Origin of the sequence: Herbaspirillum sp. C7C8 (assembly GCF_022627875.1) — a bacterium.
Lineage (GTDB): Bacteria > Pseudomonadota > Gammaproteobacteria > Burkholderiales > Burkholderiaceae_D > Herbaspirillum.
Genome location: NZ_JABXGG010000008.1, coordinates 103,968 through 127,236, shown reverse-complemented (window position 1 = coordinate 127,236; position 23,269 = coordinate 103,968). Strand labels below are relative to the sequence as shown.

The following is a 23,269-nucleotide window of genomic DNA, read 5'->3' as shown; positions in this document are numbered from 1 at the left end:
GTTCAAGACTCCTGATGCGCGGGCCCGCCCGCCTGAATGCGACGTCTCTCGGCGCGGCGGGCCAGTCGCTGATGCACGCCGGCAAACACCACCGGCACGAAGAACAAGGTCGATACGGTGGCCAGCAACAGACCTCCGATCACGGCACGCCCCAGCGGGGCGTTCTGCTCGGCCCCCTCGCCCAGGCCCAGGGCCATGGGGATCATGCCGATGATCATGGCCAGTGCCGTCATCAGCACCGGACGGATACGGGTGGAACCCGCTTCCAGCGCGGCCGCCAGCGGTGTGGCACCGTCTTGCCTGCGCTGCCGCGCAAAAGCCACGATCAGAATGCTGTTGGCCGTGGCCACGCCCATGGTCATGATGGCGCCGGTCAAGGCCGGCACCGACAGCGTGGTGCCGGTGATGAAGAGCATCCAGGCAATCCCCGCCAGGGCTGCGGGCAAGGCGGCGATGATGATGGCCGCATCGATCCACGACTGGAAGTTCACCACCACCAGCAGGTAGACCAGCACGATGGCCATGGCCAGCCCCACGCCCAGGCCGATGAAGGAGGACTGCATGGTCTCCACCTGGCCGCGCATGACCACCTGACTGCCGCGCGCCAGCCTGGGCTTGATCTCGTCCACCAGGGTGGCCACCTTGTCGGCCACGCTGGCCAGATCGGTGCCCTGCACGCTGACGTAGACATCGATGGCCGGCGAGATGTTGTAGCGCGAGGCCACCGCCATCTGGCGTCCCGCATGCACATCGACCAGGTTGCCCAGCAACTGCGGCGGTGTGGTGGCATTGGCGCCGGCGCCCACCGGAATGTTGAGCAGGGCATCGAGCGAATCGACCTGGTATTGCGGCGACTGCACCGCGATGCTGTAGACCACGCCATTGTTGGGATTGAGCCAGAAGGCCGGCTGCGTCTGCGAGCTACCCGACAAGGCAATGAGCAGGTTCTGTCCGACGTTGGCCGCCGACAGGCCGAACTGCTGAAGCCGTGTGCGATCCATGCGCAGGTCCAGCGCGGGCGCATCCAGGCGCTGATGCACGTGGGCATCGACCGCCCCCGGAATCTGGCGGATCCGCTTGGTCAGTTCGGCGGCCAGGAGCGCGTTGGCCTGCATGTTGGGACCGGTGAACTGGACGTCGATGGCGGCCGGCAGGCCGAAGTTGAGAATCTGGGTGACGATGTCGGCCGGCTGGAAGAAGAACTCGATGCCCGGGAAGCGGCGCGGCAACTGCTCGCGCAGCAACGACACCAGTTCCTCGGTGGGGCGATGGCCCTGCTTCAAGGCCATCAGGATTTCACCATCCAGGGTACCGATGGTGCCGGCATTGCTGTAGGACAGGTTGATGCCGGAATTGGGTACGCCCAGATTGTCGAGGATGGTCTCCAGTTCGGAAGCCGGGATCAGGGTGCGGATGACACGTTCGACTTCATCGGCGGCGCGTGCGGTTTCCTCGATGCGGGTGCCGGTGGGCATGCGCATGTGCAGGCGGATCTGGCCGCCATCCACATTGGGGAAAAAGTCGCGCCCGAGCAAAGGATAGAGCAGGCAGGACAGCAGGCAGAAGCCCAGGAAGCCCAGCGCGAACCGGCGCCGGTGCGCCAGCAGCGAGGACAACACCAGCGTGTAACCGTGGCGCACGCGCTCGAAACGGTTGTCGAAGGCACGATAGAGACGCTGCAACAGGCTCTGCCTGGTGCTGTCGACCTGGCCATGGTGGGCCATGAGCAGCATCACCAGCGTGGGCACCAGGGTGCGCGAAAGCAGGTAGGAAGCGGCCATGGCAAACACCACCGCCTCGGCCAGCGGCACGAACAAAAAGCGCGCCACGCCCGAGAGGAAGAACATCGGCACGAACACGATGCAGATGCACAGCGTGGCCACGAAGGCCGGCACGCCGATCTCGCCGGCGCCGACGATGATGGCATCGTGCAGCGGTTTGCCCAGGTGCAGGTGGCGTTCGATGTTCTCGATGGTGACGATGGCCTGGTCCACCAGGATGCCGACCGACAGTGCCAGACCGCCCAGGGTCATGAGGTTGAGCGTCTCACCCAGCGCCGCCAGCATCAGGATGGCCGCCATGATGGACAGCGGAATGGTCAGTCCGATGATGAGCGTGCTGCGCCAGTTGCCCAGGAACAGCAGCACCATGGCCGCGGTGAGGCCGGCGGCGATGAGCGCCTCGCTGATGACGCCGGTCACGGCTGCCTTCACGAACAGCGACTGGTCGAACAGCGGAGTGATCTTGAGGTCTTCCGGCAGGGTCTGGGCGGCCGTGGGCAGGAGCTTGCGCAGGTTGTCCACGATGTCCAGCGTGGAGGCGCCGCCGTTCTTGAGGATGGACAGCAGCACACCGCGCGCGCCATCCTGGCGCACCACGTTGGTCTGGGGCGAGAAGCCATCGCGCACGTTGGCCACGTCCTTGACATAGGTGGTGGCGCCATTGGTGGTGCGCACCGGCAGTTCATTGAGGCCCGCCACCGCTTCGGGCGAACCGTTGATCCTGACCGCGTATTCGGTTGCGCCGAACTTGGCGGTGCCGGAAGGCAGGATCAGGTTCTGCGTATTGATCGCATTGACCACATCGATGGGGGCCAGCCCGCGCGCCTGCAGGGCCTGGGTATCGAGATCCACCGAGATGAGCCGGCTCTTGCCGCCGTAGGGATAAGGCACGGCCACGCCGGGTATGGTCACCAGTTGCGGACGCAGGGTCTGCACGGCGGCATCGAAGACGGTCTGCTCAGGCAGCGTGGGCGAGGACAGCGCCAGCTGCATCACCGGGATGCTGGAGGCGGAGTACTTGATCACCAGCGGTGGCGTAATGCCCGGTGGCAGTTGCCGCACCTGGGTCTGCACCGAGGCCACGACCTGGGCAATGGCGGTCTGGATGTTGGCCTTGGGCTGGAAGAACACCTTGATCACCGTCACCCCGGCCAGCGACTGCGACTCGATGTGCTCGATGTCGCTCACCACCGTGGTCAGCCCACGCTCGTTTTGCGCAGCGATGCGCTGGCCCATCTCCTGGGCCGACAGGCCGTTGTAGTTCCAGATGATGGAGACCACCGGGATATTGATCTCGGGGAAGATGTCGGTGGCCATGTTCTTCAGCGTCAATGGCGTGGCCAGCACGATGAGCAAGGCCATCACGATGAAGGTGTACGGGCGGCGCAAGGCCAGCGCAACCATGTTCATGAACTGCTATCCCTGTGAAACGGGCAGGCCGGACCGGCTGCCCTGTGGCTCAGCCCTGCCCGCAGCCGGCATCCCGTGCGATGTCGGCCGTCCTCTCCCGTGATGCTGCATGACCTCTGGCGCGGCCTGGCGTGTTTCCCCGGTGTCCCGGCCGCGTTGCCTGAATGTGCGCTTGTTTTGCGCTGCCCTGCGCCCCGATGTTGTTCTTCTGGGACCGCGCGGCGTGGCTATTGTAACGGCCTCGCAAGCCGCGTGCAGAAGGCTTTTCGACAAATCGCTTTCTGACAGAAATGTCAGCGAAGCGCTTCTCGCCGGCTGCCAGCACATCCGGAAAAAAGTCCACATGAAGGCCCCGGCAAGAATGCGGTCGCTATGGCACACTGCCCTTCCTTCTCGCCATTTCTGCATCATGGAATTCCTGCGCCAGCGCATCGAAGCCAACGTCCTCGCCATCAGTCGCGGCCCCGGCAGTGCCGACTTCCTGCAGCCGCCGGGCGACCCCGGCCTGTTCGGCCCGGACTCGGCGGCCTGGCAGGTGCACAGTGACTTCACCGCCATGCTCACCGGCGGCGTGGCCGCGCTGCTGCTGCAGATGCTGCATCCGCTGCCGCTGGCAGGCGTCTGGGACCACTCCAACTTCCAGGCCGACATGCTGGGCCGGCTGCGCCGCACCGCGCAGTTCGTCGCCGGCACCACCTTCGGCAGCCGGGCCGACGCCGAGCGGCTGATTGCGCGCGTCAGGCAGATTCATCTTGGCGTCACCGGGACTGCGCCCGACGGACGCCCTTATGCGGCCAGCGATCCGGATCTGCTCACCTGGGTCCACGTGGCCGAGGTGCATTGCTTCCTGCAGGGCTATCTGCGTTATCGCCATCCGGATTTTCCGGCGGCACGGCAAGACCGCTATCTGGAGGAGATCGCACTGGTCGCCGAAGCCTTGGGCGCACGCGAGGTGCCGCGTTCAAGGGCGGCCATCGCCGATTACATCGACCGCATGCGACCGCAATTGCGTTGTGACGACCGTACCCGCACGACCCTGCAACTGGTCCTGGATGCACCCGCTCCCAACGCGGTAGCACAGCCCTGGACGAGGTTGATGATGCGCGGCGGCGTGGACCTGCTGCCGCCTTGGGCGCAGGAGATGCTGGGTGTGAGGCCGCGCGGACCGATGCGGCGCGAACTGCTGCGCCGCTCGGTATGGCTGGCTGCGCAGCCTGTCCGCTGGGCCATGCGCAATGGCTCCATTCATCTGGCCCGCAGACGCATGGGCTTGCCGCCGCAGCCCTGAGGGAGAGGGTGGCAATGTCGGCCTAGGGCCTGAAGCTGCGCAGGTAGGCGAGGATGTCGTCGATCTGCTTGTCGCTGCCGATGCCCCAGAAGCGCATCTTGTTGCCGGGGACCACATCGCTGGGGGCCTTGAGGAAGGCGCGCAACTTGTCTTCGGTCCAGATGAAACCGGCCGATGCCATCGCCGGGGAATACTTGAAATCGACGGTGGAGCCGGCCTTGCGCCCGATCACGTTGGTCAGCTGCGGACCAAAGCCGCCGCGCGCCGAGGGGCCGACCGCATGGCAGCTGGCGCATTTGGCGAAGGCGGCACGGCCGGCGACGGGGTCGCCGGCCGCGTGGGCCGCCAGCGGAAGGCTGGCAAGACAAAGGACAAACAACAGGCAGGAACGCATGATCGACTCTTGAAAGTTCTACCCTGGCGGGCATGCGGGGATTCTAGCGCTGAACCGCCATCGGTGCGGCCCCATGTTCCCGCCGCTGCGCCAGCGCACCCCACACCCCCAGCGCCAGCAAGGCGATCCCGGTCAGGGCTGCAAAGGCCGCGCCATAACCGTAGTGCCTGGCCACCACGCCGGCCAATGCCGGGCTCATGGCTGCACCGATGGACTGGATGGTAGTGACCGCGCCCAGGCCGATGTTGATGTGGCCGCTACCCTGCAGGATGCGCGCCACCGAGCCCGGCAAGGCCACCCCCAGCAAACCCGCGCCGACGCCATCGAGCATCTGCACCGGCAACAGCGCCCAGGCCGAATCCCAGACCCCGGCTACCAGGCCGCGCACCGGCAACGCCAGCAGAGCCACGGTGATCAACAGCCAGTAGCCCTTGCGGTCGGCGAACCGACCCGCAAAGAGCGCCGTGGGGATCATCACCAGTTGCGCCACGATCACCGTCAGCGCCGTATAGAGCGCCGGATCGGCATTGCCGCGCGAGACCACCGACTGGCTCAGCAAGGGCAGCATGGCCGCATTGCCCAGGTGGAACAGCATCATCACCAGCGCCAGCAGCATCAGCGCACGCGAACCGGCCAGCACGCGCCAGGTGGACACCTGCGGCTGGTCGGCGGCACGTTCAGGATCGAGGCCACGGGCGACATCATGGTCGATGTCCTCGGGCCGGATGCGCGAGAGGCACACCAGCGACGCCACCGCCATCACCGCCATCAGCACGAACACCGCCGGCAAGCCCCAGAAGTAGCCGAGTGCACCGGCCAGCGCCGCCGAGAAGACATTGCCGCCGTGGTTCCAGGCCTCATTGTTTCCCAGCTGCGCAGGCAAGCCCTGCTGGCCGACGATGCCCAGCGTCAGGCCGGCAATGGCCGGTCCGATGATGGCGCCGACGATGCCGGTGCCGACCTGCGAGAGGGCCGTGACCGTGAAGCTGGACGAGATCAGCAACAGCAGCGAGCCCGCCACCACCAGCACCGAACCGATTCCCACTACCAGCCGCTTGGCGCGCACCGCATCGGTGAGTGCGCCGGCAGGGGTGGTGGCGAGCATGCCGGCGATACCGCCCAACGTCATCACATAGCCGATGTCGTCAGCGGCCCAGCCATGACCCATCAGGAAGACGCCCAGGAAAGGGCCGAGTCCGTCGCGCACATCGGCCAGGAAGAAGTTCAGCCTGGACAGCCAGGCAATGGAGCCGGCGCTGGCATTCATCAAAGGGGCCCCTTGAAGATGAAGAAGGCGCCCAGGCAGATGCAGCCGAAGCCGACCAGGTGATTGATGGTGAACTGCTCGCCCAGGTACAGCACCGAGAAGATCGAAAACACCACCAGCGTGATGACCTCCTGCATGGTCTTCAGTTCGGCGGCGTTGTAGACGGTATGGCCGATGCGGTTGGCGGGCACCGCGAAACAGTATTCGGCCAGGGCGATGCACCAGCTGACCAGGATCACCAGGTACAGCGGCCGGTTCTCGAACTTGAGGTGGCCGTACCAGGCAAAGGTCATGAAGACGTTGGAGATGATGAGGAAAACGATGGGAAGGATTTTTGGCGACATGGTTCTTGTTCTTGATCAGATGGATGAAATGACACGCAGGACATCGGGCAGAGCGGCCGCCTGCCTGTGCCGCAAACCCTTATCGGACGCGGCTGTACAAGGGTTGCAGGGAATCGGCGCTGGCGCCGGCATCGATGGCCTCGATGGCGGTGCCGACACTGTTGCGGGTTCCCAGGCCATTGGCAGCAAATGGCGCGCCGGGTTCCAGCGGGGTGCGCAGGCTGTCGGGGGCGAAGCGCACGATGCTGCCGTCATCAAGGATCACGCCATTGGCTTGGCCACGCGGGTCAGTCAGCACCAGGGCGATCTTGCCGCGCACCGAGAGCTGGCGCAATTGTGCTGCGCGCAGATGCGGCGGCAGCGGCGGATTGGCATCGAAGGCAGGCGGGCGGTCGATCACGGTCTGGCCGTTGGCCAGGTTGACGATGGCATCGGCCTTGATCACCCCGGCCGCTTCCGCCTGGCCGAACACGCGCACCGACTGGCCCGGCCTGACGGCGTTCTGCAGGGTCTGCGACAGGTGCGGCGGGAACTTGACGACCGTGCGCTCACCCACCATCAGGCCATCGACTTCGCCATAGGGATTGATCAGCAGACGACTCACGCGACCTTCGGTGATGGGCGCCTGGGAGGTCATGGCGGCATCATAGGTGGCAGGCGGGGGCGCCATGGGCGCGGCGAGCGGCGCGGCGCCCGGCGGCGGGGCCGGCACGGCCTGGGCCTGGGCCTGGGCCACCATCATCGATCCGGACAGGACCAGGGCCAGGGCCGGGAACGCAACTGGCCAACGAGGAAGCAAGGTGGAACGGGACATGACAACTCCTTTGCGCTGTGAGGTGAGAGAGGTACGCTCTCTTTTTTGCAAACCCCGTGCCTGCCATGAATCCCTTGAAAATCAATGACTTGAAACTATTCCTCCTCGAGCGGTGTCCGTTCTCGTGACACCCTGGCGTCCGTTGCCGGACACTGTCCGCGCCGCGCGCCGGCACACGTTGAACGACTTGATTTATCCACAGGAGAAACCCGCATGTCCGCTTACCTGACCCTGGCGGTCGCCATCGTCGCCGAGGTGATCGCCACCACCGCCCTCAAATCCTCACAGGGATTCACGCGTCTGTTGCCGGGCATCATCGTGGTGCTGGGCTACGGGGTGTCCTTCTATTGCCTGGCGCTGACCCTGCGCACCCTGCCCACCAGCGTGGCCTATGCGATCTGGTCCGGGGTGGGTCTGGTGCTCATCACCCTGGCGGCATGGCTTGTTCACCATCAGCGGCTGGACTGGCCGGCCATCGCAGGCATTGCGCTCATCGTGGCCGGCGTCATGGTGATCAATCTGTTTTCGGCCAGTGCGGCGCACTAGGGACTGTTCACACCTCAGGCGCGCACTTCGCGCCGCATCGATTGCGGGGCCACGCCAAATCCGCGCAGGAACACTTCACGCATGTGGCGGCGATCCCTGAAACCCGTCTCGCGCGCCACCACCTCCAGCGGATGACGGCTCTGCTCGATCATCAAGCGCGCCGCCTCCAGCCGCAAGCCCTCGATGGCCTTGGCCGGGGATTGCCCCGTCTCTGCGGTAAACACCCGGGTGAACTGGCGCGCACTGAGGTTGGCCTGCTCGGCCAGTTCTTCCACCGTGAGGGCGCGCTTGAGATGGCGGCGGGCATAGTTGAGCGCATCCTGGATGCGGTCGGTCTTGGGTGCCAGCGCCAGCATTTCGGAATGCTGCGACTGCCCACCGGCGCGATGCTGGTGCATCACCAGCTTGTGCGCCACGCCGCGCGCCACCTCCTCGCCCAGGTCCTTGCCGACCATGGCCAGCGCCAGGTCCAGCCCGGCGGTCATGCCGGCCGAGGTCCACAGGGGGCCATCGACGATGTAGATGCGGTCGTCTTCCACCTGGATGTCGGGGAAGCGCGTGCGCATGGCGGCGGCGAAGGCCCAGTGCGTCGTGGCACGGCGCCGTGCCAGCAACCCCGACTCGGCCAGCACGAAGCCGCCGGTGCAGATGCCGGCGATGCGCCTGGCCCGCTTGGCTGCGCGCTGCAGGAAGGCGCGCTCCCCGGCACTGGCGGGCGACTCCAGCGGATCGCCCACGCCGCAGACGATCCAGGTATCGATGGTGGCCGAGGCGGCGGCCTTGCCGGTATTGACCCGCATGCCCAGAGACGAGGTGACATCGCCGCCATCGACCGAATAGTTGTGCATCCGGTAGAACTCGTGGCCGACGACCTTGTTGGCATATTCAAAGACCGACTGCGTGGCCAGGCCCATGACCTGGAATCCTTCCGTGAGCAGATAGCCGATGTGGTGCATGTCCTGACTCCGTAACGAATGTCCTAAAACACTACCATATACGTCATTCAGGAAGTCTGCAAGCGGCCTAAGATGCACTCCATCGACACACCACACCCAAGGAGAACAGCATGAACCAGCCGCAAAACCAAGTCCATCGTGGCACTGCCCTCGTCACCGGCGCATCCTCCGGCATCGGCGCGATCTACGCCGACCGCCTGGCACGCCAGGGTTACGACCTGATCCTGGTAGCGCGCAACCGCGAGCGCCTCAATGCCCTGGCCGCCAGCCTGACCAACCAGACCGGCCGCAACGTCGAAGTGCTGGAGGCCGATCTCGGCCAGGCCGATTCGCTGGCCCAGGTGGAAGAGAAACTGCGCAGCGATGCCAGCATCACCCTGCTGGTCAACAATGCGGGCATCGGCACCCATACGCCGCTGCTGCAAAGCAAGGTCGAGCACATGACCGGCATGATCGCCCTCAACGTCACCGCCCCAACCCGCCTGACCTATGCCGCCGTGCCCGGTTTCGTGGCCCGTGGCCGGGGTGCGGTGATCAACATTTCCTCCATCGTGGCCGTGGCGCCGGAAGTGCTCAATGGCGTCTACGGCGGCAGCAAGGCCTTCGTGCTGGCCTTCTCGCAATCGCTGCACCACGAACTGGCGGCCCAGGGCGTGCAGGTGCAAGCGGTGCTGCCGGGCGCCACCGCTACCGACTTCTGGGCCATCGGCGGCCTGCCGGTGGAACACCTGGACCCGGCCATCGTGATGTCGGCCGAGCAGATGGTCGATGCGGCCCTGGTGGGATTCCAGCGCGGCGAGCTGGTCACCATCCCCTCGCTGCACGAGGAAGACGCCTGGACCCGTTTCGAGAGCGCACGCCAGCACATGGCCACCCAGCTTTCCGCCAATACCCCGGCGCCGCGCTACACCCGCACCGATCTGCACTGAGCGGCCGAGGCTGCCCGCAACTGCCCGAAGCACCACGGATAGGCCGTTTTTTGTCCCGATATGAACCTTGCCGCGACGGCCCGCTACGGGCGGGCGTTTGCGGCACCCCAACCCTGACCACGTGAAGGAAAATCATGAAACTGACCGACAACACCCTCTTCATCACCGGCGGCACCTCCGGCATTGGCCGCGCCCTGGCCGAAGCCTTCCACAAACTGGGCAACCAGGTCATCATCGGCGGCCGCCGCAAGGCCCTGCTCGATGAAGTGACTGCTGCCAATCCCGGCATGGATGCCATCGAATTCGACGTCTCCAGCCTGGCCAGCATCGATGCCGCCGCCGCCACCCTCAAGGCACGCTACCCCAAGCTCAACGTGCTCATCAACAATGCCGGCATCATGCCCTTCGACGACGCCGGCGGCACCATCGATGACCAGGTGAGCCGCAACATCCTCGACACCAACCTGCTGGGCCCGATCCGCCTCACCTCGGCCCTGATCGACCTGCTCAAGGCCCAGCCGCGCGCCACCATCATTCACAACACCTCGGTGCTGGCCTATGTGCCGCTGGCGGTCACGGCGGTCTATTCGGCCGGCAAGGCGGCCCTGCATTCGTATGCCCTGTCGCAGCGCTTCATGCTGCGCGACACCTCGGTGCGGGTGCAGGAGATCGCCCCGCCCTGGGTCGATACCGATCTGGTCAAGAAGAGCGGCGACCCGCGCGCCATGCCGCTGGATGCCTTCATCGCCGAAACCATGGCCAAGCTGGAAAGCGACGCCGAAGAAATCATCGTCGAGGCCGTCAAGCCCTTGCGCGACAATCCCGGTGCCAATGAACACGGGTTAGTCAATGGCTTCAACGCCGCGCTGATCGCCAATCCCATCCCGGTCTGATCGGGACCGCTCTTCCACCGCAACCGGCCATGGCAGAAGTCCCTTTCTTGTCCATGGACCGGTCGCCTCGCTGATGGTCGAACCCACCATGAATACCACTCCTACCACTCCCACCTCCTCCACGCCGCAGGCACAGCCGCACCAAGGCTCGCTGCTCACCGCCGGGTTCCTGGCCCTGGGCAGTTTTGCCATCGGCACCGAGGGTTTCATGATTGCGCCGCTGCTGCCGAGAATGGCGGCCGACTTCGGCATGAGCGTCTCGACCGTGGCCAGCCTGGTGATCGTCTTTACCCTGGTGCTGGCGGTCAGTTCGCCCATTACCACGGTGCTGTCGGCGGGAATCAACCGGCGCAACCTGCTCATCGGCGCCATGGGCATCTTCACCCTGGCCAATCTGCTGGCGGCGCAGTCGACCGGCTTTGCCAGCTTGCTGACATCGCGCCTGCTGATGGCGGTCGCGGCCGGTCTCTACACGCCCAACGCCAACGCCCTGGCCGGTGCCATCGTCAAACCCGAGCAGCGCGGACGGGCACTGGCCATCGTCAGCGGCGGCATGACCATCGCCATCGCGCTGGGCCTGCCGCTGGGTTCGGTGGTGGGCCATGCCTTCGGCTGGCGCGCCACCTTTGGTGCCGTGGCCGTGATGGGGGCAGTGGCGGTGGCCGGCATCTGGCTGGGCGTGGATCGGCGTGCCGGTGGGCAGTTGCACGTGGCCGGCCTGGGCGAGCGGCTGGGCGTGGTGGGGCAAGCGCAGATCCGGCGCCTGCTGGCCATCACCCTGTTCTGGTCGGTGGGCGCGTATGCGGCCTATCCCTACATTGCGCCTTACCTGGCGCAGACGCTTTCCTTCGGCGACCAGGGCATCGGCATGTCCGTCAGCCTGTGGGGTGCCGCTGCCGCCGTGGGCGTGACCGTGGGCGGCAGCCTGAATGACCGCTTCGGCTCGGGCCGCGTGGTGCGGCTGTCGCTGCTGCTGTTGATGCTGGCATTCTGGGCCTTGAGTGCGGCTACGCTGCTGGCGCCGCAGGCCGCGCTGGTGCCGGTGCTGGCCGCGGTGGTGGTGTGGGGTTTTGCGGTGTGGGCGTTCTTTCCGGCGCAGATGGCCAGGCTGATCGCGGCAGGTCCGCCCGCACAGGCCTCTGTGGCCTTGTCGCTCAACACCTCGACCATGTACCTGGGCTTCTCTCTGGGCAGCGCCGTGGGCGCAGGCATCCTGGCGCTGGGATGGGTGGGCGGCATCGGGCTGTTCGCGGGGGCTTGCGCCCTGGCAGGCGTGCTGCTGGAACGCAGGATGAAGGCGCCTTAACCGCCGGAAGGCCCCTGCTCTTCCAGCTTGCGATACAACTGCTGGCGCGAGATGCCCAGCCGGCGCGCGGCTTCGGCGCGGTTGCCGTTGGCCGCCGCCAGCGCCCGCTGCAGCATCACCCGCTCGACCTGCGCCACGGCCACGGCCAGTTCGCCGTCCCAGTCGATGGCGACTTCGCTGGCGCTGCCCACGGCAGTACGATCAGCCAGCTCGATATGCTCGGCCTCGATGCAGGCGCCATGGCTCATCACCGCCGCACGCTCCATGGTATTGCGCAGCTCGCGCACGTTGCCCGGCCAGGCATGCTGCAGCAGGCGGCGCGCTGCGGCCGGGCTGATGCGCTTGGGGGCGTCGCCACCCTGCTGGCGCAGGAAATGTTCGGCAATGGCGAGGATGTCGCCGGGACGCTCGCGCAGCGGCGGCACCTTGATCGGCAGGACCTGCAGGCGATACCAGAGATCCTCGCGGAAGCGCCCTTCGCTGATTTCCTGCGGCAGGTCACGGTGGGTGGCGGCGATCACCCGCACATCCACCTTCACCGCCTGCTGGCCACCGACCGGCTTGAGTTCGCGTTCCTGCAGCACGCGCAGGATCTTGGCCTGGGTCGGCAGGGCCATGTCGCCGATCTCGTCCAGGAACAGCGTGCCGCCATGGGCTTCCTGGAAGCGGCCCAGGCGCGCTGCGGTGGCGCCGCTGAAGGCGCCTTTGACGTGGCCGAACAGTTCGCTCTCGATCAGCTCGGCGGGAATGGCAGCGCAATTGACGGCCACGAAGGGACGCGCCGCGCGCAGGCCGTTGCGATGCAGGGCGCGCGCCACCAGCTCCTTGCCGGTGCCGGTCTCGCCCAGGATCAGCACGGTGGCGTCGCTGGTGGCAGCCCGCCCGATCTGCTTGAACACCTGGCGCATGGCCTCGCTGTCGCCGACCAGGGCATTGCGTTCACTGCTGGCTGATGTGTCTGGCGTCATTGCCGTATCGGCGCGGGCCGCGCTCTGGCGCAGGGCGCGCTCCAGCGTTTCCACCAGGGCAGCGCGCGGCACCGGCTTGGTCAGATGATCGAAGGCGCCCAGGCGGATGGCTTCGATGGTGTTGTCGCCGCTGGCGTAAGCGGTCAGCATGATGCAGGGAATGGCCGCGATGGCCGGGGCACGCTGCAGGAAGACCAGGCCATCTTCCTCCGGCATGCGCAGGTCGACGATGGCCACGTCCACCGCATGCGCGCCCAGCAGTCTCAGGCCGGCGGCAGTACTGCCGGCTTCCAGCACCTCGTGACCCAGGTCGCCGACGGTCTCGGCCAGGCTGCCGCGAAAGGCAACATCGTCATCGACGATCAGGATGCGCGCCATGGCAACTCCATCTCGAAACGGGCGCCGCGTTCACTGGCGGCCAGGTTGATCACGCCACCATGCGCATGCACGATCTCGCGCACCAGCACCAGGCCCAGCCCGGTGCCACCACTGCGCTGGCTGACGAAAGGGTCGAACAGACTGTCACGCAAGGCCTCCGGCACGCCCGGTCCGTCATCGGCCACCCACAGCACCAGCCAGCCATCGTCGCGCAGGCGGGCGCCAAGTTCGATATGACCACCTGCAGTGCCATGCGCCAGGGCATTGAGCAGCAGATTGTCCACGGCGCGCGCCATCTGCACCGGATCCAGCGCACTCGTGACGAGACGCCCGGCAAAGCTGCCCCTGTCGATGGCGGCTTGCAAGCGCACCTGTTGTCGCTCGGCCAGTTCGGCATGGGCCTGGCAACGGGCATCGATCCAGGCCGACAGATCGGTGGCCTGGCGCTGCACCTGGAAGGGCTGCGCCAGCGCCAGCAGGCTGGCCACCAGCGTATCCAGGCGCTCGGTCTGGCTGACCACCATTTCCAGCGCGCCGGTCACGCGTTTCTCGCGCACCTGCGGGGGTGCGGCCAGGGCATTCTCGGCCTTCATGCGCATGGCGCCAATGGGATTGCGGATCTCGTGGGCCATGCCGGCAGCGACCCGGCCCAGCGTGGCCAGGCGTTCGGCATGGGCGAGTTGGCTGGCCAGGCGTTCGGACTGGCTGCGCCAGCGCGTGAGCGTAGCGCCCAGCCATACACCGCTGATGATCACGAAGGCCAGCAGCAGGGCGCTGGCTACCAGCAACTGATTGAGCACCGTGGCACTCATCACGGGGACGCGCTTGAGGGTCCAGGCGGCCAGGGGCAGCTTGTCCAGCGGCACCGGACAGGCGGCAAACACCACCGCCTCGCGCAGGCCGGGACGCACGTCGGTGACGGTAGTCCCGCCATCCAGGGCGCGCTGCGCCATCGAGACGATGCGTTCCATTTCCGCGCCCGGCGGGTCGCGCTTGATGCCGCTGCCGTCATAGGTCGGGAAGGCATAGGCCACGACATTGCGCTGCGGATGCCAGAAGCCCCCCTCCACTCCGGCCTGATCGCGCAGGGACAGGTCGATCACCGCCTGCATGATCGCACTGCCGGGCAGGCCATCTCCGTCGGTGGCAATGCGGGGCGCGCCACTGCCGGAAGAGAGCGCGTGCGCCAGGCCCGCGCTCATGGTCGCACAGCTCACGGCGGCCTGGCCGGTGGCCTGACTGATCTGCGAGGAGGCGCCCTGGCGGCTCAGCTGCAGCAGCAGGAAGGCCAGGATGAGGGCGATCAGAGCAATGAAGGCCCACAGGATGACCAGGTCGCGCTTGATGGTGTTCTTGATGTTCAGGATGCCTCCGGCACGGCGCCAGTTCGGTTGGCGGCGCTCGCATTTGACCATGAAGCGGGCGACCAATGAAACCATGTGACAGACGGTGCTGCACACCGGTTCATCATTTGTTGCAGGACAATCACGTTGCCGCCGATCAAGATGGAAGCGCGTTTTGCTTTATGCGTTAATTGCGCCTGGGGATTCGTGGGGGAACAAAAATCAAGCAGTTGAAGAAATACCTGGTCGTCGTCCTGGGCATTGCCATGCTGATGGTGGTGGCCATGTGTGCCAGCACGCTCTATCAGAGTTACCGCCAGACCCGTCTTTCGGCAGTAGCCAATGCCAACAACGTGACGCTGATCTCCCAGCGCGCCATCTCGCGCAACCTCGAAGTACTGTCGCTGTCGCTGGACACGCTGGCCTACCGCTACCAGCATCCGCTGGGTGGCCACCGGCTCAACGAGGCGCAGCGCTATGCCTATCTGTTCGGCAGCGCGCCCAGCGTCAGCAACATCACGGTGATGGCCGTCATCGGCCCTCGCGGCGAGGTGCTGGCCAGTTCGCGTCGCCGTCCTGGCGAAGCCGCCCCCAATTATGCCGACCGTGCCTACTTCACCGCGCACCGCGATTCGGCCAATGTCGGCCTGTACGTTTCCCGTCCCATGCGGGCCAAGCTGGGCAATGAACTGCAGGTGGTGGTGCTGTCCAAGCGGCTGTTCAATGAAGATGGCAGCTTTGGCGGCATCGTCGTCATGGCGCTGGACCTGGCTTATTTCCGCGATCTGTTCGAAGGCTTGTCATTGGGCGCCAATGGCGTCATCTCGCTGTATTCGGACGATGGCGTGGCCTACATGCGGGTCCCTTACCGCGAGGACATGATAGGACGCGACCTCAGCGGCAGCGGCAATTTCCAGCATATCAAGAACGCTCTGCAGCATGAGGAGGGCAGTTTCTTCGCCCGCGCCAACAGTGATGGCCAGGAGCGGCTCTATACGTTCCGCCGCATTCCCGATTCGCCGCTGATCGTCTTCGTCGGCTATGCGCAAGAGACGATCTTCAAGAGCTGGCGCAAGACGCTGTATGCCGTGCTGCTCTCGCTGTTCATCTTCGCCTTGCTCTCGGCCTATCTGCTCTCGCATATCCGGCAAGAGCTGCGTCGCCGGGTGAGCACCGAAAGGCGCCTGGAGGAACTGGCCCTCACCGACGGCCTGACCGGGCTGCTCAATCGCCGCGCTTTGGACGATGCCCTGCAGGCCACCTGGGAGCGCTGCCGGCGCAATCTGAATTCGACCTTCTCGGTGCTGTTCATCGATGTGGACTATTTCAAGCTCTACAACGACACCTATGGTCACAAGCTGGGCGACGAGGTCCTGCAGGAGGTGGCGCAGGCCATTGCTGAAAACCTGCCACGCAACACCGACTGCGCCGGCCGCTACGGCGGCGAGGAGTTCGTGGTGCTGCTGGAACTGACCGATGAACAGGGCGCCCGCCTGATGGCGCAGCGCCTGTGTGACGCGGTCTACAGCCGCCTGATCGTGCATGCCACCAGTCCGCTGCGCGTGCTCACCATCAGCGTCGGTGTGGCCACGCTGCAGCGCGAACATCATCGTCGTGTGGAGGACGTGCTCAATGCCGCCGATGCGGCCTTGTACCGCGCCAAGCGGGATGGGCGCAATGCGGTGCGCATCAGCGGCGTGGCGTGATGCACGTGGATGCGGACTCCAACAAAAAGGGCGCCATTGTCATGGCGCCCTTCGTTCATCCCGACACGGCCGCAACGGCAGCGGCCGGCTGAGGACGGGATGACAATCAGACCTCGCTCACATCCAGCGGTGCTTCGGTCTTCTCGATCACTTCTTCCTTGGTCACCCCGGTGGCCAGCTCGATGAGCTTCAGACCACCCGGTGTCACATCGATCACGCCCAGGTCGGTGATGATGCGGTTGACCACGCCCACGCCGGTCAGCGGCAGGTTGCAGTCATTGAGGATCTTCTTCGAGGTGCTGCCATCCTTGGCCTTGGCCACATGTTCCATCAGCACCACCACACGGCCCACACCGGCCACCAGGTCCATCGCGCCACCCATGCCCTTGACCATCTTGCCGGGGATCATCCAGTTGGCCAGGTCACCCTTGGCCGAGACCTGCATCGCACCCAGGATGGCGATGTTGATCTTGCCGCCGCGAATCATGCCGAAGGAGTCCGCCGAGCTGAAGAAGGACGAGCCGGGAATGGTCGTCACGGTCTGCTTGCCGGCGTTGATCAGATCGGCATCGACCTGGTCTTCGGTGGGGAAGGGGCCGATGCCCAGCAAGCCGTTCTCCGATTGCAGCCACACTTCGATATCACTCGGAACGTGGTTGGCCACCAGCGTGGGCAAGCCGATACCCAGGTTCACGTAGAAGCCGTCCTGCAGTTCCTTGGCTGCGCGCGCAGCCATTTCATCTCTGGTCCATGCCATTTTCTGTGTCTCCTTATGCGCGCACGGTGCGTTGTTCGATGCGCTTCTCGGGCGTGGCGTTGACCACGATGCGATGCACGAAGATGCCGGGAGTGTGGATCTGGTCCGGGTCCAGCTGGCCCACTTCCACCAGTTCTTCCACCTCCACCACGGTGACCTTGCCGGCCATGGCGACGTTGGGATTGAAGTTGCGCGCGGTCTTGTTGAAGACCAGGTTGCCGGCCTTGTCGGCCTTCTGCGCCTTCACCAGCGACACATCGGCCACCAGCGAGCGTTCCATCACGTAGCGCTCGCCGTCAAACTCGCGCACCTCCTTGCCCTCGGCCACCAGCGTGCCCACACCGGTCTTGGTGAAGAAAGCGGGGATGCCGGCACCACCGGCGCGCAGTTTCTCGGCCAGGGTGCCTTGCGGAGTGAACTCCAGTTCCAGTTCACCGGCCAGGTACTGGCGCTCGAACTCCTTGTTCTCGCCCACGTAGGAGGCGATCATCTTCTTGATCTGGCGGGTGGAGAGCAACTGCCCCAGGCCGAATCCATCGACACCGGCGTTGTTGGAAATGGCGGTCAGGTTCTGCACGCCCGAATCACGCAGGGCGGCGATCAACGCCTCGGGGATGCCACACAGGCCAAAGCCGCCGACCGCAATGGTCTGACCGTCCTTGACGATGTCTTTCAACGCGGTGGCCGCGTCTGGATACACTTTGTTCACGAGTCTCCTTTCGGCTCTTGTCTTGCGAGCAGGGTTGCAAGCGGGCCGGCGGACTTGCCGGCTTCAACAGGGATGGATGCAGGGGCTTCTCTTGCGCAACGCATGAGGACGTCGCCAGGCCCCATTCGGCTCCAAATAGCGCCAATTATCATAGGGCAGCTGAAATAAGCCATACAATACGGTAAAAATACCTGGCGCAATGCAGCATGGTACCGTCCGCCGGACGGTCCCGCCAGTTGATAGGGCCTAGCCAAATTGCAGCAGCACATGATCCAGCCACTTCCCATCGACTTTGAACAGGTTTTCATGCACGCGCCCATTGGCATGTGCGTCTCCCACAACCGCGTCATCCAGCAGGCCAACCTGGCCATGGCGGCGATGTTCGGCTACGAGGTCGATGCCCTGCGCCAGACCTCCTTCCAGGAGATCTATCCCACTGCCGATGAATTCGAGCGCACCGGCCTGCGCCTGGTCCCCATCTTGAACGAAAAGGGCTTTTATTCGGACGAGCGCATCATGAAGCGCTCCAACGATGAAATGTTCTGGTGCCACGTCACCGGCCACGCGCTCAATCGCGACAACCCGCATGCGGCCGGTATCTGGACCTTCGAGGATGTCAGCGCCAAGCGCCCCATCGCGCCCGGTCTGACCCCGCGCGAACGCGAGATCGCCGCGCTGCTGGTGGAAGGCAAGACCAGCAAGCTCATCGCCCGCCAGGTCGAACTGAGCCCGCGTACGGTGGAAATGCACCGCGCCCGGCTGATGCGCAAGTTCGCTGCCTCCACCTCCTCCGAGCTGGTGCACAAGCTGCTGAGCATCACGCCCTGATCATTCTTGTCGTCCTGATCGAGCCGATCGTCCTGATCAGAACGGCTGGCCCGCAAACCGCTGGGCGAGAAAATCGAGCATCGTGCGCAAGGTCGCCGGCATGTGCTTGCGCGAGGCATAGACGCCATACATGCCCAGTTGCAAGGGTTCGTAGTCCGGCAGCAATTGCACCAGCTGACCGCTGGCCACCAGCGGTGCCACCGTGTAGGCCGGCATGTGACCGATGCCCACGCCCGCCAATACCGCCTGCAACAACACCGTCACTTCATTGGCACTGATGCTGCCGCCGACGGCCACGCTCTGGGTCTGCGTCTTGACTGCATGACTTCCCTTGCCGGCCCTGGCTTTTTTCTTTTTTGGATCAAACTGCCACAGGCTGCGCCCTACATACGAATGCGTCAGGCAATTGTGCAAGGCCAGATCCTCCACCCTGCGCGGCAAGCCGTGACGCGCCACGTAATCCGGGGTGGCGCAAATCACCGAGCGGCACACCCCGAGCGGACGCGCAATCAGGTTGGGCTCCAGCCGGTTGGTCATGCGGATGGCCAGGTCGATGCGTTCTTCCACCAGGTTCACGGTGCGGTCCAGCGCCAGCAGGTCCACCGCCACACCCGGATAGCGGCGGCCATAGTCGACCACGGCCTGAATCAGCTGGGTCTGCGCAAAGGAGGTACTGGCGGTGATGCGCAAGAGCCCGCGCGGGGTTTCATCGGGCGCATCAAGGGCATGGCGCATGTCCTCGGAATACTCCAGCATCTGGCGGCAGCGCGGCAGCAGTTCGTTGCCGGCGGGCGTGAGCGAGAGCCGCCGCGTGGTCCGGTGCAGCAGCCGTGCGCCGACCCAGTCTTCCAGTTCGGCCACGTAGCGCGACACCACCGGCCGCGACAAGTCCAGCTGTTCGGCCGCCGCCGACAGGCTGCCGCCATCCACCACCGTCACGAAGACCTGCATGGCCATCAAGCGATCCATCCCGCCACCTCATGATTTGAACGATTTCAGAAACAAACTGTGATCGATTATGCTGTTTTTCGAAATCAAAAGCGATCCTATGATGGCCACTCCTGATACCCACATGAAGACCACGTGTTCACGTGGGTGACTGCTCCAGGCCAGATTCTGCCCAGTTGTCCGTACCCACTCCAGAAAGGAAACCTCATGAAAATCGCACTCATCGGCGCCTCCGGCAACGTCGGCACCCGCATCGTGGACGAAGCCCTGCGCCGCGGCCACAACATCATCGCCATCGCCCGCGACGCCGGCAAGATCGCCCAGCGTACCGGTCTGACCGCCGTCGCGGCCGACGTCAAGGACGCTGCCGCACTGGCCGCCGCCATCAAGGGCGCCGACGTGGTCATCTCCAGTGGCCGCTTCACCGCCTTTGGTGCCGCCGACCTGCTGCCGGCGGTGAAGGCAGCAGGCGTGAAGCGCCTGGCCGTGGTCGGCGGTGCCGGCAGCCTGGAAATCGCACCGGGCAAGGCGCTCATCGATACCCCGGAATTCCCCGCCGAATACATGCCCGAGGCGTCCGGTGGACGTGACTTTCTCAATGCCCTGCGCGGAGAAACCGACCTGGAATGGACCTTCCTGTCGCCCTCGGCGCTGTTCATCGCCGGTGAACGCACCGGCCAGTTCCGCCTCGGCCAGGATGCTCTGCTGGTCGGTGCCGATGGCAAGAGCTGGATCTCCTACGAGGACTACGCCGTGGCCCTGCTGGACGAACTGGAACAGCCGAAGCACGTGCGTGCCCGCTTCACGGTAGGCTACTGATCCCGTTCCATATCATTGCATCACGGGCCTGACGGTGCAGAAAACGTCAGGCCCTGTGCCGATTCATTCAAGAGGACATCGCATCATGACCACCCCCGCTACCCCGCACGACACCGTGCTTCACTACATCCACGATCCGCTGTGCGGCTGGTGCTATGGCGCCGCGCCGCTGGTGGCGGCGGCACGCGAGGTACTGTCTGTGCAGACGCATGGGGGCGGCATGATGGCCGGTCGCAATCGTCGCCGTGTCGATGCGCAACTGCGTGATTACGTGATGCCGCACGATCACCGCATCGCGCAGATGACCGGACAAGCGTTTGGCGAAAATTATTTCGACGGCCTGCTGCGCGATACCGAAGCGATCTTCGACTCTGCACCACCAATCGCCGCCGTGCTGGCGGTGCGGGCGCTCAAGGACGAGGCCGCCGGGCTGGACATGCTGGCAGCGATTCAGCGTGCGCATTACCAGCAAGGACGGCGCATCTCAGAAGTAGCGACGCTGACCGAGCTGGCGCAGACGCTGGGCATCGCGCCCGCTGCCTTCATCGCAGAACTGCAGCGGGTTGAACAGGAAGAGCTGGCCAATCACATCGAGGCCAGCCGTGAATTATTGAACCATGTCGGCGGACGCGGCTTCCCGACCTTCGTGCTGCAACGGGGCAATACCCTGGAAGTGCTTGATACCGGGCGCTGGCTGGGGCAGCCGGAGCAGTGGAAGGCGTATCTGGGTGAGCAAGCGAGGGGGACTGCGTCCGTAGCGGCCTCCGATGGCGGGTCCGTGCGATGTGACCTGCTGAGTGGGCGTTGCGAATAAGCCACTGACCACACCGTTTATCCACCCTGCCTGCCGCGCACGAAGCTGCGCGGCAGGCTCCTTGCGCAGGCTTCGCCCCCGCCCCCGTGAGGATCGTCCATCGCGCAACCGCGCCATGACCCGCCTGCAGCGTCAGTCCGTCCATTTTCGCGGCCTCCCCTCTGAGCAGCATCCGCCCATTGGACGGTTTTTTTGAATGCTGCCGTTAAATTTTCAGCGCTAATCAAACACGCACGTTTGCTCTACATTGAGCGGCTTTCCCGAGGGACAGGTCGCAGCATCGGGAAAGACAAGACCACGTTGTCCTCATCCTTCTTTCATGGCGGACGGCATTCGAACAGCAATCGCCCCCTATTGAATCAGGATCCGCGCTTCCAGACGTCATCTGTGGGATCAGCATCCACATCATCCGCACCCGGTCACTTTCAGGCGGCGTCTTGAATCCCAACCCTATGATTAAAAAATGCTCAATGGAGAGTGTATGGATTTCACCCGTCTGACGGTTTCTTCGCGCCTCAAGTTCGGCTTTGGTGCCGTGCTCGTTCTGATGCTGCTGATCATCGGCATCGCTCTGAAAGATCTCGCCGATGTCAACCAGCAATTGCTGTCCATCACCGAGGTCAACAATGTGGAGATCCGTCATCTCTCGACCATGCGTGCGGCAGCCTATGAACAATCCCTGTCCTCGCGCGGGATCGGGCTGGCAAGCACACCGCAAGACCTGAACCTGAACGCCGACAATCTGCACAAACAGATCGTCATCTACACGGAGGCCGAAAGCGCACTGGCCAAGCTCTTCGCAGAAGTGGAGGAAACCACCGAGACGGAGAAGAAGACACTGAGCCTCATCCAGCAAAAGACAAGGGAAATCACCCCTTTGCTCTCGACGATGATTGACCTCGCCAAAGCAGGAAAAACCGACGAGCTCAGGGTCGGGGTCAACAGTCCGGTGGGCGCCATGCAGGCGCAACGACGCAATACCCTGGCTGAGCTCTCCGCATTCGAGGATCAGCTCAACGACGCCGCAAAGAATGAGGCACTTGCCGTCTATGCGACCGCGCGCAGACTGCTCATCGCACTGGGGATGCTGGCACTGGCGAGCGGACTGATCGCCGCCACTCTCATCACCAGGAGCGTACTGCGGCAGCTGGGCGGAGAACCGGCCGTGGCCTCGACGCTGGCCGCGCGGATTGCGCAGGGTGACCTGCGCAGCGAGGTCGACGCTGATACCCGCCATCCGAACAGTCTCATGATGTCGATGAAGAGCATGAACAGCGGTCTGCGCGAGATCGTACGTGAAGTGCGTTCCGGTACCGATGCCATTGCGACGGCCAGCAGCCAGATTGCTACGGGCAACCTTGATCTGTCCTCGCGTACCGAGGAGCAGGCCAGCTCGCTGGAAGAGACCGCCTCGGCCATGGAGCAGCTGACGGCCACCGTGCAACAGAACGCCGACAGCGCTGGCGAGGCCAACCGGCTGGCCACCGAAGCCTCGGTGGTCGCGGCCGAAAGTGGCCAGCTGGTCAAGGAAGTGGTGATGACCATGGCTGCCATCGAGGACTCGTCCAGGAAGATCGTGGACATCATCAGCGTGATCGACGGTATCTCGTTCCAGACCAACATCCTGGCCCTCAATGCCGCCGTGGAAGCAGCGCGCGCAGGTGAGCAGGGACGCGGCTTCGCGGTGGTGGCTTCAGAGGTACGCAGCCTGGCGCAGCGCAGTTCTTCGGCCGCCAAGGAGATCAAGGAGCTCATCGACGACTCCGTGGACAAGGTCACCAGCGGCAGCGCGCTGGTCAACCGTGCGGGCGAGACCATGAGCAATGTGGTCTCCAGCGTGGACCGGGTAGTGTCGGTGATCGGCGCCATCAGTGACTCCAGTGCCGAGCAGAGCAAGGGGATCGTTGAGATCAACCATGCCATCTCGCAGATGGATCAGGTCACGCAACAGAATGCCGCGCTGGTGGAACAGGCTGCGGCAGCCTCGCAGGCGCTGCAGGCGCAGGCGCGCCGGCTTAGCGACGTGGTGGAGGTGTTTGCCATCGCCTGATGACCGGGGCATCAGGACGTC

General features: G+C 64.8%; 21 protein-coding genes. 10 read left to right on the top strand and 11 right to left on the bottom strand.

The window, feature by feature from the left end; all coding sequences use genetic code 11:
• Positions 1 to 2 precede the first annotated feature (2 nt).
• Positions 3 to 3,191: an efflux RND transporter permease subunit gene (locus HWE01_RS11790; RefSeq protein WP_241821901.1), complete on the bottom strand. Its 3,189-nt coding sequence runs from the start codon at positions 3,189 to 3,191 to the stop codon at positions 3 to 5.
• A gap of 409 nt (positions 3,192 to 3,600) precedes the next feature.
• On the opposite strand from HWE01_RS11790, the gene HWE01_RS11785 reads away from it, so the two are divergent.
• A complete protein-coding gene (locus tag HWE01_RS11785; RefSeq protein WP_241821900.1) occupies positions 3,601 to 4,479 on the top strand; it encodes an oxygenase MpaB family protein in 879 nt (292 codons plus the stop codon).
• Between the two features lie 22 nt (positions 4,480 to 4,501).
• Here the strand turns inward: HWE01_RS11785 and HWE01_RS11780 are convergent, their stop codons facing one another.
• The 4 genes from HWE01_RS11780 to HWE01_RS11765 all read right to left on the bottom strand — a co-directional run bounded on the left by HWE01_RS11780 (position 4,502) and on the right by HWE01_RS11765 (position 7,298).
• Positions 4,502 to 4,873, bottom strand: coding sequence for a c-type cytochrome (locus HWE01_RS11780; protein WP_008333478.1), 372 nt, complete (start codon positions 4,871 to 4,873; stop codon positions 4,502 to 4,504).
• Between the two features lie 43 nt (positions 4,874 to 4,916).
• Positions 4,917 to 6,140 (bottom strand): MFS transporter, encoded by a 1,224-nt coding sequence (locus tag HWE01_RS11775; protein ID WP_241821899.1) that lies wholly within the window; start codon positions 6,138 to 6,140, stop codon positions 4,917 to 4,919.
• Positions 6,140 to 6,484 carry a DMT family protein gene (locus HWE01_RS11770; protein ID WP_008333485.1) on the bottom strand — a complete coding sequence of 115 codons (345 nt, stop codon included), beginning with the start codon at positions 6,482 to 6,484 and terminating at the stop codon, positions 6,140 to 6,142. The genes HWE01_RS11775 and HWE01_RS11770 overlap by 1 nt, the downstream gene beginning before the upstream one ends.
• Before the next feature lie 79 nt (positions 6,485 to 6,563).
• Complete coding sequence (locus HWE01_RS11765) at positions 6,564 to 7,298, bottom strand: hypothetical protein (protein ID WP_241821898.1); 735 nt, start codon at positions 7,296 to 7,298, stop codon at positions 6,564 to 6,566.
• A 213-nt stretch (positions 7,299 to 7,511) separates the two neighbouring features.
• Between HWE01_RS11765 and HWE01_RS11760 the strand changes: the two genes are divergently transcribed.
• The gene (locus HWE01_RS11760; RefSeq protein WP_008333487.1) at positions 7,512 to 7,844 is read left to right on the top strand and encodes a DMT family transporter; all 333 of its coding nucleotides are present in this window, start codon (positions 7,512 to 7,514) and stop codon (positions 7,842 to 7,844) included.
• A 14-nt stretch (positions 7,845 to 7,858) separates the two neighbouring features.
• Here HWE01_RS11760 and HWE01_RS11755 read toward each other — a convergent pair whose 3' ends face one another.
• A complete protein-coding gene (locus HWE01_RS11755) occupies positions 7,859 to 8,800 on the bottom strand; it encodes a GlxA family transcriptional regulator (protein WP_008333488.1) in 942 nt (313 codons plus the stop codon).
• Between the two features lie 110 nt (positions 8,801 to 8,910).
• Here HWE01_RS11755 and HWE01_RS11750 point away from each other — a divergent pair, with 110 nt between their 5' ends.
• The 3 genes from HWE01_RS11750 to HWE01_RS11740 all read left to right on the top strand — a co-directional run bounded on the left by HWE01_RS11750 (position 8,911) and on the right by HWE01_RS11740 (position 11,928).
• Positions 8,911 to 9,729: an SDR family NAD(P)-dependent oxidoreductase gene (locus HWE01_RS11750; RefSeq protein WP_241821897.1), complete on the top strand. Its 819-nt coding sequence runs from the start codon at positions 8,911 to 8,913 to the stop codon at positions 9,727 to 9,729.
• A 134-nt stretch (positions 9,730 to 9,863) separates the two neighbouring features.
• The gene (locus HWE01_RS11745; RefSeq protein ID WP_241821896.1) at positions 9,864 to 10,622 is read left to right on the top strand and encodes an SDR family oxidoreductase; all 759 of its coding nucleotides are present in this window, start codon (positions 9,864 to 9,866) and stop codon (positions 10,620 to 10,622) included.
• A 73-nt stretch (positions 10,623 to 10,695) separates the two neighbouring features.
• Positions 10,696 to 11,928, top strand: coding sequence for an MFS transporter (locus HWE01_RS11740; RefSeq protein ID WP_008333492.1), 1,233 nt, complete (start codon positions 10,696 to 10,698; stop codon positions 11,926 to 11,928).
• On the opposite strand, the gene HWE01_RS11735 is transcribed toward HWE01_RS11740, so the two are convergent.
• Both HWE01_RS11735 and HWE01_RS11730 read right to left on the bottom strand, forming a co-directional pair.
• Positions 11,925 to 13,274 carry a sigma-54-dependent transcriptional regulator gene (locus HWE01_RS11735; RefSeq protein ID WP_241821895.1) on the bottom strand — a complete coding sequence of 450 codons (1,350 nt, stop codon included), beginning with the start codon at positions 13,272 to 13,274 and terminating at the stop codon, positions 11,925 to 11,927. The two genes, HWE01_RS11740 and HWE01_RS11735, sit on opposite strands and share 4 nt — an antisense overlap.
• The gene (locus HWE01_RS11730; RefSeq protein WP_241821894.1) at positions 13,259 to 14,713 is read right to left on the bottom strand and encodes a sensor histidine kinase; all 1,455 of its coding nucleotides are present in this window, start codon (positions 14,711 to 14,713) and stop codon (positions 13,259 to 13,261) included. Before HWE01_RS11730 ends, HWE01_RS11735 begins: the two co-directional genes overlap by 16 nt.
• Positions 14,714 to 14,808: 95 nt before the next feature.
• On the opposite strand from HWE01_RS11730, the gene HWE01_RS11725 reads away from it, so the two are divergent.
• Positions 14,809 to 16,323, top strand: a complete 1,515-nt coding sequence (locus HWE01_RS11725) for a sensor domain-containing diguanylate cyclase (protein WP_008333498.1) — start codon at positions 14,809 to 14,811, stop codon at positions 16,321 to 16,323.
• 106 nt (positions 16,324 to 16,429) lie between these two features.
• Here HWE01_RS11725 and HWE01_RS11720 read toward each other — a convergent pair whose 3' ends face one another.
• Complete coding sequence (locus HWE01_RS11720; protein WP_241821893.1) at positions 16,430 to 17,080, bottom strand: 3-oxoacid CoA-transferase subunit B; 651 nt, start codon at positions 17,078 to 17,080, stop codon at positions 16,430 to 16,432.
• A 13-nt stretch (positions 17,081 to 17,093) separates the two neighbouring features.
• Positions 17,094 to 17,789, bottom strand: coding sequence for a CoA transferase subunit A (locus HWE01_RS11715; protein ID WP_008333508.1), 696 nt, complete (start codon positions 17,787 to 17,789; stop codon positions 17,094 to 17,096).
• Positions 17,790 to 18,056: 267 nt separating this feature from the next.
• Here HWE01_RS11715 and HWE01_RS11710 point away from each other — a divergent pair, with 267 nt between their 5' ends.
• Positions 18,057 to 18,617, top strand: a complete 561-nt coding sequence (locus HWE01_RS11710; RefSeq protein ID WP_008333510.1) for a PAS and helix-turn-helix domain-containing protein — start codon at positions 18,057 to 18,059, stop codon at positions 18,615 to 18,617.
• A 36-nt stretch (positions 18,618 to 18,653) separates the two neighbouring features.
• Here the strand turns inward: HWE01_RS11710 and HWE01_RS11705 are convergent, their stop codons facing one another.
• Positions 18,654 to 19,586: a LysR family transcriptional regulator gene (locus tag HWE01_RS11705; protein WP_008333512.1), complete on the bottom strand. Its 933-nt coding sequence runs from the start codon at positions 19,584 to 19,586 to the stop codon at positions 18,654 to 18,656.
• A 186-nt stretch (positions 19,587 to 19,772) separates the two neighbouring features.
• Between HWE01_RS11705 and HWE01_RS11700 the strand changes: the two genes are divergently transcribed.
• The 3 genes from HWE01_RS11700 (at position 19,773) to HWE01_RS11690 (ending at position 23,248) form a co-directional block, all read left to right on the top strand.
• A complete protein-coding gene (locus HWE01_RS11700) occupies positions 19,773 to 20,384 on the top strand; it encodes an NAD(P)-dependent oxidoreductase (protein ID WP_241821892.1) in 612 nt (203 codons plus the stop codon).
• Positions 20,385 to 20,469: 85 nt separating this feature from the next.
• Positions 20,470 to 21,198, top strand: coding sequence for a DsbA family protein (locus HWE01_RS11695; protein WP_241821891.1), 729 nt, complete (start codon positions 20,470 to 20,472; stop codon positions 21,196 to 21,198).
• Between the two features lie 481 nt (positions 21,199 to 21,679).
• Entirely contained in the window at positions 21,680 to 23,248 is a 1,569-nt protein-coding gene (locus HWE01_RS11690) for a methyl-accepting chemotaxis protein (RefSeq protein ID WP_241821890.1), read from the top strand.
• Positions 23,249 to 23,269 lie beyond the last annotated feature (21 nt).